Source organism: Oceanobacillus sp. M65 (assembly GCF_052246275.1).
GTDB lineage: Bacteria > Bacillota > Bacilli > Bacillales > Amphibacillaceae > Oceanobacillus_B > Oceanobacillus_B jordanicus.
This window is the reverse complement of record NZ_JBQQCJ010000003.1, coordinates 194,857-208,280: the sequence shown is the minus strand read 5'-3', so window position 1 is coordinate 208,280 and position 13,424 is coordinate 194,857. Positions and strand designations below refer to the sequence as shown.

The following is a 13,424-nucleotide window of genomic DNA, read 5'->3' as shown; positions in this document are numbered from 1 at the left end:
TTTTTAGTGGCTAGAGCATAATATGAGGAAGGAACAGGAGAATCTCAAAGAGGTTCTCCTGTTTTTATGCATTTGCAGTGACGTTTTGGTCGTTAACATCAGGGTCAAATGGATTAGTAGAACTTACACCGTTATTCGTACAAATAAAGTCACCTGTATTTAGTGACCCAGAACCGGAGTTTGTCTTTGACGTGCTTTTCGGAGAGAGGTAAAATGCATCACCAAAATTCACAACTCCGCCGCTGATACTGTTGATTTTTAGTGGTCCGACAATTGATGGCATATCAACACCTACTATTTAAAAAATTGCTTAAGACAGTCTATGCAACCATGTTAAAAATGCAACCTGTTTAAATGAAATTTTGTAAAATAACTAATCCATAAGTTTACGAAAGTGCTTTAACCAGGCAACTGCTTCTAAGTGGCGTAAACTGCCAATTTGCATAATAGAAGAAGTAGTTACCCCAACGACTTTGACACGTTGAACATGTATATTCTCGTCATGTTGGTATGTTCTCATTTGCACGTTGTTATTATTTGATACAACGATTTTAGGTTCCATTTTAAAAAGAGGGAAATCTTCGAAGAATAGCTCATCCTTTTTAGTAAAATAGGAACCTTCCTTTTGTAAAGCAATCCCTCTAGATATTTGCTTTGAGTTTTCAGTGTCTCCAATCGAAAGAATTCCACTGAAGTTTACGGTATTCACCTGTATTTGATTGACAGAAGCGATCCTCCTGTTCATGATTTTTTCTCCTTTATCCCGCCTAAACTGGCAGTAAGACCTCCACTTCGAGAATGAAAGGGAAATCAAGAATCCAAAATGGGGGATCAACTGCCAAGAAAGGTCCGATTCGTTTAGCTACCATTTGGTGCAGTTAGTAGGGAAACCACCCCAAATGAAGTTTCACTTTATACCCCGGATAACGGTACAATGTTCCCAACTGTGTAGGACTCAGGAGGAGTGTCGAAGAAAGAATTCATTGTCATTGCTTCACTGTCACCAATCAAAAAAACAGATGAAGCCGAAACATTTTCTAATTCTATGTTCCCGACATTTAGCCCCCAATTATGCACTTCAAATATCATGTCTTTTCCTCCTTTAATCTGATGATTGCATGTATACAGTTAGAGAGTGGTGAATTTCTTCTTTGATGTGGCTACTTATATATTCCCGCAGAGCGGAATCGTTGGCTCCGATCTTTTCATCTGCAGCCTTCTTTTCATAAAAGGCAATTCGACTCGGGAGCTGCTTGATGATATCCTGTAGCAAAATACCTTGATATGGCTTATCTATTTTTCTATCGTATTCCTCGGAAAGATTGCGAATGAGTGCAGGGCCTTCCTGTTCAACAAAGTTGGACAGTTCAGAAACTAACTGTTGTTTGAATGGTTGTGTGACTTGTGGTAAAGACTGATCAGGCATGCTGAAATCTTCCATATCCTGCGGAGACATGCCAATATGGAGCGTCCCATTTAAGTTCTCTATTTTTAACTGATCAAATTTATATTCAATTTTTTCAATTCGATTTGTCTTTTGTTCGTTCAGGGTTGATTGTAACTGCTCTAGCTTTTGGGTGAGCTCCTGAATTTTTTTATCCTGCTCTTGTACATAACCACTAAGATTATTAAGATACGTAGTCCAATCTGTGCCATTCACAGGGCGTCCCTCCTTAGCCTGGTTATAGACGAATGCCTAGAATCAGTTTATGCAAGGGAGGGGGAGTCGTGCATGCTTAATCAGACAGTGGGATGATTGGACCGGATTGCTGCGATTCTTCCACTGCACCTATTGCTTCCGCTTCTTCGGCCACTTTAGTAAATCCACCAGTATTATAGACGGCTGAGTGGGTCTGAAAACTCCCGGTACTGCCAATTTGCAAGACAGATGAATTCGTCACGACACCTACTTTTATCATATAAATACTAATCGATTGATGTACCGTTATATTCATTATAGCTCCCCCATTTAAGAAGTAATGGATTGGTCTACTTGGTCTGGATCATAGACGTAGGTAGTTGAATTAGCCAGATTAACTCGAATTCCGTCGCCTGAATTGAAGGAGCCACCACCGGCATAGGTTTTTGCACTACTCTCAGGGTTCATTGAATAGACATCACCGATATTGAAAATACCGGATGAAGAAACGTTAATGACTTTCACTGCACCCACCTTTGCTGGCATATGATCTCCTCCTTTCTCTTTAGGTTATGCCTATTTCTTGAAAATGTTGAAGGAATATAAGGCCCCAGTGGAGTATTCCTATATAAGAGGTTGTTCAAAAAGTCTGGTAAAAATGACACATCGGTACTGATGACCTTCGACTAAATTCCGCCACGTCCTGTGTTGAACGTCGAAGTCACCACATCCTGTTGAAGCTCGTTGGCTTGCTTTTCCATTCCTCACGTATTAATTACATACGTTCCGGTATTCAAAGCTACACCGCCTCGAATTTCTTGGTCCTTTATACCCTCCTATTGAACACACGCTATATAAAAAGCACATAAAGGAAAGAAGGGATAGAAAAATGGCACAATATCCATCTCCTCTAAAGGAAACAAATAGATTACAATGGATTGATGAAGCAAGAGGGTTCGCCATATTCGGTATATTTGTCGTAAATATTGGCGCATTTAATGCTCCTTATTTTCTATATGGGGGAGAAGAGACAGCATGGACATCTTCAATTGATCACACATTAAGGCTTATAATAGATATCTTTTTTCAAGCAAGCTTTTATACATTATTCTCTTTATTGTTTGGCTTTGGAATTCAGCTCATGAAGGAAAGACTTGAGATGAAATCATTATCGGTATTTCCAATTCTAGGTAGAAGGCTAGGAGCACTTATTTGCTTTGGTCTCGTCCACGCATTTCTAATATGGCATGGAGATATTTTGCTCACCTATGGATTAATTGGTTTGCTGCTTTTAGCTTTTTTAAACGTAAGGGGGAGGACAATGCTGAGTTGGGCATTCCTTCTAATGGGCATGACAGTTGGACTGCTTAGCATTTCCTTATACCAATTCCGTGAATATATCGGACAACCTAATCTTTTTGCTGCAGAACAGGCACTTTCCAACTACCAAAGTGGCAATCTCATTAAAGTATGGGAACAAAATTATGTAGATTGGCTTTATGCAAACGAGGGGATAAGTTATCTATTATTAATAGGAACACTGTTGCCTTTGTTTTTAGTTGGCATGTACATCGCCAAACAACGGTGGTTACACGAACCAAAAAAACATCAAGCAACATTGCGTAGGCTATGGTTTGTTTCACTTCTCCTGTTCGCTGGCATAAAAGCGGGGCCATATTTATTTGGTAATCCAGCTTGGTTTTCCATGATACAGGATAATATTGGTGGTGCGTTTTCTGCCCTGTTTTACATTATTTCTATAACCTTTCTTTCTCAAATGGAAGGGGCAAAAAAGCTTCTCTTGCCTTTTCGATACGTCGGACGTATGGCACTTTCCAATTACATAACGCAGTCCCTCGTCTGCTTCCTTGTATTCTATCTCTTCAGATTATACGGAGCCATGACCCCAGTGGGATTAATGCTTATGGTCCTGGTCGTTTATAGTATGCAGGCGGCCTTTAGTAGATGGTGGCTCACACACTATCGATTCGGTCCTCTTGAGTGGCTTTGGCGCAGCATAACCTATAAAAGAATCCAGAAGTTACGTCGAACAGAACAAGAGGTGTAAGAGGGGAGAGAGAAGAATTATATGAAAAAGAAGAGGGGGGATAATAATATTAAACAAGAAAAACCGTACGTTCAAATAAAGTATTGTAGAAAAAATTGAATACTTCCGGATACTCCCTAATCCTTTTGTATCTTGATCACACTTTAGCGAAGGAAAAAGCGTAGACTCCTTGAAAATGCATTCGCATTTTCTGCGTGCGATGAATTGCTGCCGAAGCCTTACTTGTCCAGTGGGAACAGCGCGAGTCCGAAGGCCCGCAAGAAGCGATTTTTGCTTCTGAGGAGACTAAGGCCGTGCCCACGGAAAGCGGAGTTTTCCGTAGCGGTGATTAAACAGTCTTTTTTCTTAATTTATCTTTTGCGATTTAAAGAGGGCTGAGATTTTATGTCCCAGCCCCTCAATATTCTAACACTCGACCGTTTCTTCTCTACTGATTATGCTTTCAGTACTTCTTTAATATGGCCAATTGCCCAGTCTAAATCTTCCTTTTTAATGGTAAGAGGTGGGGCAAAACGAATCACATTCTCATGTGTTTCTTTACATAATAAGCCTTTCTCTTTTAGCTGTTCACAGTAAGAGCGTGCTGATTCAGCCAGTTCCACCCCAATAAATAATCCTTTACCACGTACTTCTTTAATTATTGGATTTTGGATCGACTTCAGTTCATCCATCATATAATTACCTAGTTCAAGAGAACGTCCTGCCAGATTCTCTTCCTCCAATACTTCCAGGGAGGCAATAGACACAGCACAGGCTAAAGGATTTCCTCCAAATGTAGAACCATGGGATCCAGGATTAAATACGCCAAGAATGTCCTTATCGGCCACAATACAAGATATTGGAAATACTCCGCCACCAAGTGCTTTTCCAAGGATTAAAATATCAGGTGTCACATCTTCCCAGTCACAAGCAAATAGTTTACCACTTCTTCCAAGACCAGCTTGGATTTCATCGGCAATATAAAGGACATTGTTTTCCTTACATACCTCAAATGCTTCCTTTAAAAATCCTTCCGGAGGCATTACAATACCCGCTTCCCCCTGAATAGGCTCAAACAAGAATCCAGCAGTATTTTCATTGATTGCAGACTTTAACGCCTCAATGTCTCCGTAAGGTATAATTTTTATACCGGGAAGCATTGGTCCAAAACCACGTTTATACTCTGCCTCAGATGATAGTGAGACCGCTGTCATTGTTCTGCCGTGGAAATTTCCTTCACAGGCAATAATCTCAGCTTTATCCTCTGATACACCTTTTACATCGTAGGCCCATCGTCTAGCAGTTTTGATTGCTGTTTCTACAGCTTCTGCCCCTGTATTCATTGGTAATGCTGCCTCTTTATTTGTTAGTTTGCAAATTTTCTCGTACCACGGGCCAAGCTGATCATTGTGAAAAGCGCGAGATGTTAACGTAACAGAGTCAGCCTGCTGTTTCAACGCTTCAATAATTTTTGGATGACGATGACCTTGATTGACGGCCGAGTACGCACTCAGCATGTCCATATAACGATTTCCTTCTGGATCTTCCACCCAGACACCTTCAGCATGGGAAATAACAACAGGAAGTGGGTGATAATTCTTTGCCCCATACTCCTGTGTTTGATCAATTATTTCTTGACTGTTCTTCATTTTCTAGCCCTCCCTGTAAAAGTCCAATTCAAATTAAGTATACCAGTTTTTTCAGTATTTTACTTACAGTTTAAAATGTTCTATAAAATCTCTGTTCCCAGTTAGGGGAGATGTAAATCCTTTTTAAATGAAACTTTCTCCCTTACATGATATGATAGCGGTAGCTAAACTTAAGTTGGATGAAACTGGAAGGAGTGTGGTCGCATGACGCATATGCATATAACTGCATGGGCATTAGCGCTAATCTTACTAATCGTAACATTAATTATGTACAAGCAAGGAAAGGCAAAACCCGGAAAAATTCTTCACATGATATTACGCTTGGATTACTTATTTATTCTTTACACAGGTGGGGATCTACTAGCAACGTACTTTAGTGGAGGTGACATGCTACCCGAGGCGATTGTAAAAGGAGTAGCTGGCCTTTGGGTAATCGTTGCTATGGAGTTAATTCTTGTAAAAACCTCCAAAGCAAAACCGGCAAAAGGGGCATGGATTCAATTAGTTATCGCCCTACTTATTACCTTAATTCTTGGTTTTGGACGTTTGCCATTAGGAATTCTTCCATAAGAAAAGCAGTTAAAGCTGTTCTTTGTTTAAGACAAAGGACAGCTTTTTTTACTTTAAAGGCCATTAAAATCGCCACTTTGCGTGGCAGGGATTTTGGTAGGGCGAGTAATCGCAGTCCCAACGTGGAGCCACCTGGCTGGCATCTGGCATAGCTAGGCGTAGTCCGTAAGTTTCTAAACGGGCGCTTGCGCTTATGTTATGTTAAACAAATAAGCTATTTTGAAGTAAATACCATGCTGTTTATGCTAGAATCTAATTGGAATGATATTCATAAAATAATGTAAAAAAAAGTGAGGACTCACGATGATAGCAAAGACTGAAGAGGATTTTAATGGATTAAAAGAAATAGGTAAGATTTGTGGAGCAATTCGAGATGAGTTAGTCCGTTGCACCAAACCAGGCGTGACGACAAAAGAGCTTGATGCAATTGCTGAGAGAATGTTCGAAAAAACAGGAGCTAATTCTGCACCAAAGGGAGAATACGATTTTCCTGGACATACATGCATTAGCGTAAATGCAGAAGTGGCGCACGGTATCCCCGGGGAACGGATCATTCAAGAAGGGGACCTTGTAAATGTTGATGTTTCTGGTTCGAAAAATGGATATTTCGCCGACACCGGGATTTCCTTTGTGGTTGGGAATGGAGAGGTGATTTTACAGAAAATATGTGACGTTGCAAAAGAAGCTTTCGACGCTGGACTTAAAAAGGCAAAGCCAGGATCGAAAAAAAGCGCGCTCGGAAAAGCTACACACAATGTAGCCAAACAGCATGATTTAACTGTAATAAAAAATCTTACTGGACACGGCATTGGGCGTTCAATACATGAAGCACCAGACCATATTTTCAATTACTACTCTCGTTGGGACGACGAAATTTTAAAAGAGGGTATGGTAATTGCATTTGAGCCCTTTATCTCTACATTGGAAGAGGAAGTTTACCAATCTGATGATGATTGGACCTATCTAACTGATGAAAGCTTTGTGGCACAATATGAACATACGATTATTTTAACAAAGGAAGGCCCGATTATTACTACCTTATAAGTATATTAAAACCGCACTGAACCACGGCTATTTCTAATATAAAGAATAACCAATATTAACTGAGGGGGGATATTTTGAAACAGGACTCACTCCAAAGTATTGAATATCAAGTTGCCTTATTAGTCCGTCTTACAACAGCTCATAGCCCGAAGTTGGGTAGTCTGGACCGTTCTGAATACCTTATATTGTATGAATTGCAAAAAAGCGGGCCTTTAGGAATCAATGAACTGGCTGAACAATTAATGGTAAGCATTTCCACCGCTAGTCGACAGGTCAGTAATCTGGAAGCGAAAGCATATATTACCAGACATGCAGATCCTAAGAATCGACGCATTAGCCTTTTGCAAATTACTGAAGAAGGAAAAGCCGCATTACGTAAGGTACAGGAGGCGCGTGCTACCGGCTATGATGAGATTCTTAAAGGGTGGTCTAAAGAGGAACTCGAACAATTGGAAATGAACTTGGAGCGCCTTAATCAGTCTTTTAAAAGTTGGAAGAAATAATTTTTTTTAACAGATATTTGAGCATGATTGTTCAAGAGCGAATAATCATGCTTCTTTATTATTCTGACAAATATACCTTTCGTTGGGTAGGATGAAGAAAAGTTGGTTAATCTATATTTTTTTTGACTCATTTATTGTATAATACAACTTGCTTAATACAAATTAATTTACTAGGAATCAATGTTTCTTGTAATTCATGGGAGGAAAATAGATGAGTCAACAGATTCATACAGTAAAATCAGTGAAAGGTAAAACTGCGATACCTCAATATTTGGTTATCTCTTTCCTTACGATATTCGCAATAGGAGCGCAGTATTTTTCTAATCTTTCTTATGTTTTAAATCAGGGAGTAATTCAAAGTGGTCTCCACATAAGTTCAGATCATTTACTTTTACCCTCCATTTTGTCAAACCTGGCATTTGCACTCGGTGTACCACTAGGTCCTGCTCTTACCAGAAAATTAGGGCTACGTAAAAATTATCTACTGTTCACTCTAGTATTCTTATGTGGTTCGGTTATTGATATGATGTCTACAGGAATTGTGACGTTGAGTATAGGTCGGGTAATTCAGGGAATTGGATCAGGGATTTTATTTTTAACAATCCTACCAGTTAGTTTACGATCGTTTCCGAATAAAATAAGAAACCTATTTCTATTTATGATTATCACTGGATTATTCGGTGCTAGCGCTCTCGGAGCACTATGCGGTTCGTTATCTTTGTACACAGATGCATGGAGATGGCTGTTTTTACTAAATGTCATTGCATCCCTGCTATGCTTCATCATTGGTTATTTTCGATTACCGAGACAAGAAGAGCAAGCGCAGGAACAAAGCCCATTGGATAAAAGAGCAGTAGTGCTGCTTTGTTCCACCATTCTGGCGCTCGCAGTGCCATTATGTAATTTGACTCATAGCGGATTTTCATCCATTTACGTATGGCCATTTCTTAGTATCGCAATCTTATTGCTAGGCCTGTTTATTTATGTCGACCTAAAAGCAGAAACACCATTGGTTCCTTTTCGATCATTAAAGTCTGCAAAGCCTGTCTCCGGAACAATCATGGCTGTCGTTTCCCATTCTTCTCTAATCATTGCTATTGCTGGTATCAATGGTTTTCTGCGTAATAATATGGATCTTTCATACTTGAATCTAACTTATTTTTATTTTTGGTTCCTTGTTGGCATTATAGGAAGTGCTATTCTTAAAACGTTGCTCTTTGATAAATTCGGGGCGGGGGTTTTAGGAATTTTAGGATCTCTTGTGGTGATATATGTGAGCTTCCAATGGCGAGTGATTGGGACAGACATTTCTCTGCCATTCTTATATTTTCAAATCGCATGTCTTGGATGTGGAGTAAGTATGGTTCTTGTATCAGGGGCTTTGGGAACGGCTTTAGCAGGCGATATCCATAAAGCATCCCATCGGTCTGCTACATTGCACTCTATTCGCAATTTTATAGGTGCGACGCTTTCACCATTTATTGGCTGGCTCTTGCTTAGACAGAACACAATCCATTATCAAGAAATTAAAGGGAATTTAAACGCGGAAGATTCGTCCAGGCAGTTGGAAGTGGGCTTTAAAAAATCTGCCATACTTGGTGCTTACCATGACCTGTTTACACTTTTACTCATTCTCGGAATCATTATGCTTATCGCATCAGGAGCAAAAATGATCACGGGGAAAGGGAGACCACTCGTTAAGAAGGAAAAACAAATGCTTCAGAGTGAGTAAACGATGGCCGTTAACATTTTTCACGACTCAAATTATAGAATCGTCTTTAAACCTTAAAATGCTTAGGTTTTAGGCGATTTTTTTTGCATTCATCATATAGAAGGGTGAATTGTGAATAGGCGAATCCTATACAATCGCTGTTCACTTTCCATCCTTCATTCATGAATTATTTTTAACAATCAGGAGTCAAGCATTGACTATTTGCTTAAATAGCGAATAATAGGACAAGAGAAAAGCTATGTTGGAGGAAGTAATAATATGAAAAAAATTATAGGTTTGTTGTTGGGTATGGTTGTTCTATCGATCGGCTCCCCTATCTCGATATCAGCTGATAAGGTGGATCGGGAGTTGGATGGGGAAATTATATATTCGATTCTAGTTGATCGTTATAATAACGGAGATGCCGATAATGATGAGCAGGTTAGACGAGAAGATCCTCATGCATATCAGGGAGGAGACATACAGGGGATAATCGATAAATTGGATACATATGAAGAATTGGGTTATACAACGCTTGTATTATCTCCATTAATGGAAAACGCACCAGATGGATATCATGGCTATTGGGTGGAGGATTTTTATGCTGTTGATTCCCAATTTGGAACGATGGAAGATATTCAGAAGCTAGTATCAGAGGCACATGAAAGAGACATTAAGGTTGTAATGGAGTATGTCACGAATTATGTAGCAACAAGCCATCCTCTTGTACAAGATCCTGAGAAACAGGATTGGATAGAAGACGACCAGGCTCCTGACACACCATGGGGAGATAATGTTGTCTCGCTTAATCAGGAAAACCCTAAGGTAGAGGAGATGCTTATTGATGCAGCAAGTTTCTGGGTTAATGAAACAGGAATAGATGGCTTAAAGCTACACGCTGCTGATCAAGCATCCCAAAATTTCCTAGAAAAATTTACGAAAGCAATGAAAGAAATTGATGAAAATATTTACTTACTAGGTGATGTACTAAACAACGATATAGCAACCGCAGATCTGCCACAAGGCACAGGTATACAGAAATGGGATGATCCTTCGTTAAGAGCTGCGATTGTATCAACTTTTTCTGAACCTGGAAATGCAGTAGATGATATATATGAACAGCAAGAGGGAAGCGATATTGGACTCGTCTACGTAGATGATCAATCAACCAAACGTTTTACACAGGTATTTTCGGAAAATGGGCGAAATGCCTTAACGACTTGGTCGCTTGTTCTAACATATATGTATATGACACCAGGCACACCATCGCTATTTCAGGGATCTGAATTACCTATGTATGGGTCAAGTACTGAAGAAGTTCAGGAAATGGTGAAGTTTAATAGCGGGGATCCTGACTTAACGGAGTTTCATAACCGTATCTCGTCACTGAAAAAGCAATTCCCTGTATTTTCCCATGGTGACTTTGAGTTGGTTGGGTCGAGTGGTGCAATGAGTATTTTTAAAAGGAGTTATGATAATCAAACTGCTTATATTGCGATTAATAATGGGGAAGAGACAGAGGCTATAACATTAACAGACATTAATCAGGACAAGCAGCTAAGAGGTTATCTCCATGATGATACAGTGCGTGTAGGAGATGATGGCGGATTTAAGGTAGGACTTTCTAGAGAGAGTGCTGAGGTGTATATCGTCCAAGAGGATACGGGTTATAATTGGTTGTTTATCGGCTTTGTCGTAGCTGTATTTATCGTATTTATAGTAGGAATAGTAATACTTAGCAGAAAGCAAAAAAGAAAAAGCGTCTAAATAAACACCCTTTAAGCACAGTCTAATAAAAAGTCTGACTTAAAGGGTGTTTCTCATTTAACATGTTTTATCCATTCAGAACGGTACCACCGTTGACGTGAAGCATTTGACCACTGACATAACTGGAATCCTCTGAGGCTAAATAAACATAGGCAGGTGCCAGTTCCTGCGGCTGTCCAGGCCTTTTCATAGGGGTCTGGCCACCAAAATTATCTACTTTTTCTTCTGTGAAGGTAGAAGGGATAAGTGGTGTCCAGATTGGTCCTGGCGCTACACCATTGACGCGAACCCCTTGATCTGCAAGTGCACTAGAAAGGGAGCGTGTAAAGGAAGTAATGGCTCCTTTTGTTGCAGAATAATCAATCAGGTCTTTACTTCCCTGATATGCTGTAATAGAAGAAGTATTTATAATAGAACTACCTTCTTTTAAGTTAGGTAATACAGCCTTTGTGAGATAGAACATACTGAAAATGTTCGTGCGAAATGTCTTTTCCAGTTGTTCGCTCGTGATGTCCATAAAGCTCGCTTGGGGGTGTTGTTCAGCTGCATTATTAACTAAGATGTCGATCTTCTTAAATTTCTCCATCGTCTCCGTTACTGCAGCTTCACAAAATGATTGATTGCCAATGTCCCCACTGATAAGCAAGCATTTTCTTCCTGCTTGTTCTACTAATCGTTTTGTTTCTTCTGCATCCTCATGTTCATCTAAATAAATAATCGCAACATCTGCGCCTTCTTTAGCAAAATGTAGGCTTACTGCTCGTCCAATCCCACTATCTCCACCTGTAATAAGGGCTACCTTATGCTTAAGTTTATTGCTTCCCTGATAATTCTCACGGATATACTCTGGTTCTGGGTTCATTTTCGATTCAATTCCCGGCTGTTTAGTCTGGTGTTGCGCCGGTGGTGTTTCCTTACCATTCTTTTTTTCCATTCCCATTTCAATAATTCCTCCTTCAACCATGTTTGGTATTAACTATCTTCCCCGAAAGTATTTAAACAAACCATGGAAGGAGAACTTGGCTTGTTACTGTTTAGTCTCTAAGCAATAAAGGAATGGAAAAAAAGACGTATTCACAATAGCTCGAATACGTTAGTTTACTTACACCCTATGGAATTGATCATGAGAAGACACAGCGCCTTCTTTATTAAGAAAGCGATAGATTTCTTTATAAACTAGAAGGTCAATCTCTTGGGAAATATATTTCATCTGGTAATAGTCTAGCAAAGCATGAATGGAATCAGGTGCATGGCTTCGATCAGTTTTATAGCTAGCGACCAATGTATTCATCAGCATTTTGTCACTCCTCCGTAATGTTGTCCACTCTGTTTTACACTATATGAGGAATAGGAGGTTTTCATGTGGAAATGTTGACGAACTGGCTTTACGGTAAATAAGCAGAAGTTTGTTATGCAAGTATTATATAAATATTTTAGGCTATGTTGTTATTATAGATAGCCACATTTTTTCTAAATGGAAGTAGGAAGCTAGGGGACGAAGGTGAAAATAAAAAAAGGCCTGACCGAATCAGACCTTCATTATCATTTAGGAGAAGAATTTAAAAAGAATAGTGCGATCGTTCCTGGACCTGAATGAGCGCCTATTACGGACCCAACCATTTCGATCACAATGTCTTCTTTGACTGTTCCAAATCTTTCTTGAATTAGGCTGGAAAGTTGTTCAGCTCTTTCGAGGTCATCACCATGGCTTATGCCGATAAGTTGATTCGAAAAGTCTGTTCCGCGTGCCTCCATAATATCGAGCATGCGGTTAAACAGCTTTTTCGATCCCCTGATTTTTTCTAATGGTACAAGTTTTCCATTTTCAACATGAAGGATTGGTTTGATTTTTAATAGGGAACCGACAAATGCAGCAGTTTTACTAACCCGTCCGCCGCGGTATAAATATTCCAGGTCATCTACAGTAAAAATATGTTCCATATGGGTTGCATGGTATTGTGCAGATTGAATAATGTCTTCTGCGCTGGCCCCATTTTTGGCAGCCTTGGCAGCATAGAGAACTACAAGGCCGTAACCAATAGAAGCGCATTTTGTGTCCACCACATCGATGGGGGCATCAGGATAGGTTTCCTTTACTTCTTGTAGCATCATTTTGGCTGTTTGATATGTACCTGAAAGCTCTGAGGAGAATGCCAAATATACCAGTGGCTCGTTTTTCTCAGCATAGGTCGTAAATAAATTATGGAATGTCTCTGGAGAAACCTGAGAAGTTTTTGGGCTTTTTCCTTGGCGCATGGCGTCATAAACAGTTTTTGGCTGAATTTCAACATTGTCTTTGTATTCTTTCTCATCCAAATGAACAGTTAATGGTACCATTTCAATGTCAAATTCGTTATAATGGTTCATTGACAAATCTGTTGCTGAATCAGCAAGAATTTTTACCAACATTGTATCACCTGCATTTCTATCATTATTTCTTCTAGTTTATAGCTAGTCATCATGATAGTCAAAACAAAGTTACAACGAAAACGTT

General features: G+C 39.6%; 16 protein-coding genes. 6 read left to right on the top strand and 10 right to left on the bottom strand.

Annotation, left to right across the window (positions count from 1 at the left end):
• Positions 1-64 precede the first annotated feature (64 nt).
• From ACTWPF_RS13240 to ACTWPF_RS13215, 6 genes are all read right to left on the bottom strand, one after another.
• Entirely contained in the window at positions 65-283 is a 219-nt protein-coding gene (locus ACTWPF_RS13240) for a spore germination protein (protein WP_106896281.1), read from the bottom strand.
• Between the two features lie 90 nt (positions 284-373).
• Complete coding sequence (locus tag ACTWPF_RS13235; RefSeq protein ID WP_443149394.1) at positions 374-745, bottom strand: spore germination protein GerPE; 372 nt, start codon at positions 743-745, stop codon at positions 374-376.
• A gap of 167 nt (positions 746-912) precedes the next feature.
• Complete coding sequence (locus ACTWPF_RS13230; RefSeq protein WP_058951230.1) at positions 913-1,089, bottom strand: hypothetical protein; 177 nt, start codon at positions 1,087-1,089, stop codon at positions 913-915.
• A 13-nt stretch (positions 1,090-1,102) separates the two neighbouring features.
• A complete protein-coding gene (gene gerPC, locus ACTWPF_RS13225; RefSeq protein WP_161464524.1) occupies positions 1,103-1,660 on the bottom strand; it encodes a spore germination protein GerPC in 558 nt (185 codons plus the stop codon).
• Positions 1,661-1,736: 76 nt separating this feature from the next.
• A complete protein-coding gene (locus ACTWPF_RS13220; protein ID WP_106896285.1) occupies positions 1,737-1,955 on the bottom strand; it encodes a spore germination protein GerPB in 219 nt (72 codons plus the stop codon).
• Between the two features lie 14 nt (positions 1,956-1,969).
• The gene (locus ACTWPF_RS13215) at positions 1,970-2,185 is read right to left on the bottom strand and encodes a spore germination protein (protein ID WP_036573977.1); all 216 of its coding nucleotides are present in this window, start codon (positions 2,183-2,185) and stop codon (positions 1,970-1,972) included.
• A 343-nt stretch (positions 2,186-2,528) separates the two neighbouring features.
• Here ACTWPF_RS13215 and ACTWPF_RS13210 point away from each other — a divergent pair, with 343 nt between their 5' ends.
• Positions 2,529-3,707, top strand: a complete 1,179-nt coding sequence (locus ACTWPF_RS13210; protein WP_443149393.1) for a DUF418 domain-containing protein — start codon at positions 2,529-2,531, stop codon at positions 3,705-3,707.
• A gap of 434 nt (positions 3,708-4,141) precedes the next feature.
• Here ACTWPF_RS13210 and ACTWPF_RS13205 read toward each other — a convergent pair whose 3' ends face one another.
• Complete coding sequence (locus ACTWPF_RS13205; protein WP_443149392.1) at positions 4,142-5,335, bottom strand: ornithine--oxo-acid transaminase; 1,194 nt, start codon at positions 5,333-5,335, stop codon at positions 4,142-4,144.
• A gap of 204 nt (positions 5,336-5,539) precedes the next feature.
• Between ACTWPF_RS13205 and ACTWPF_RS13200 the strand changes: the two genes are divergently transcribed.
• From ACTWPF_RS13200 to ACTWPF_RS13180, 5 genes are all read left to right on the top strand, one after another.
• On the top strand, positions 5,540-5,905 hold the full coding sequence (locus tag ACTWPF_RS13200) for a YisL family protein (RefSeq protein WP_443149391.1): 366 nt from the start codon (positions 5,540-5,542) through the stop codon (positions 5,903-5,905).
• A 303-nt stretch (positions 5,906-6,208) separates the two neighbouring features.
• Entirely contained in the window at positions 6,209-6,949 is a 741-nt protein-coding gene (gene map / locus ACTWPF_RS13195) for a type I methionyl aminopeptidase (protein ID WP_443149390.1), read from the top strand.
• A gap of 74 nt (positions 6,950-7,023) precedes the next feature.
• Entirely contained in the window at positions 7,024-7,452 is a 429-nt protein-coding gene (locus ACTWPF_RS13190) for a MarR family winged helix-turn-helix transcriptional regulator (protein ID WP_106896290.1), read from the top strand.
• 211 nt (positions 7,453-7,663) lie between these two features.
• Positions 7,664-9,184: an MFS transporter gene (locus ACTWPF_RS13185; RefSeq protein ID WP_443149389.1), complete on the top strand. Its 1,521-nt coding sequence runs from the start codon at positions 7,664-7,666 to the stop codon at positions 9,182-9,184.
• Between the two features lie 258 nt (positions 9,185-9,442).
• Positions 9,443-10,930, top strand: a complete 1,488-nt coding sequence (locus tag ACTWPF_RS13180) for an alpha-amylase family glycosyl hydrolase (protein ID WP_443149388.1) — start codon at positions 9,443-9,445, stop codon at positions 10,928-10,930.
• A gap of 67 nt (positions 10,931-10,997) precedes the next feature.
• Here ACTWPF_RS13180 and ACTWPF_RS13175 read toward each other — a convergent pair whose 3' ends face one another.
• From ACTWPF_RS13175 to ACTWPF_RS13165, 3 genes are all read right to left on the bottom strand, one after another.
• Complete coding sequence (locus tag ACTWPF_RS13175; protein WP_443149387.1) at positions 10,998-11,870, bottom strand: SDR family oxidoreductase; 873 nt, start codon at positions 11,868-11,870, stop codon at positions 10,998-11,000.
• A 162-nt stretch (positions 11,871-12,032) separates the two neighbouring features.
• Positions 12,033-12,227, bottom strand: coding sequence for a YppF family protein (gene yppF, locus ACTWPF_RS13170; protein WP_106896294.1), 195 nt, complete (start codon positions 12,225-12,227; stop codon positions 12,033-12,035).
• Between the two features lie 245 nt (positions 12,228-12,472).
• Positions 12,473-13,339 carry a DegV family protein gene (locus ACTWPF_RS13165; RefSeq protein ID WP_443149386.1) on the bottom strand — a complete coding sequence of 289 codons (867 nt, stop codon included), beginning with the start codon at positions 13,337-13,339 and terminating at the stop codon, positions 12,473-12,475.
• Positions 13,340-13,424: the final 85 nt, after the last annotated feature.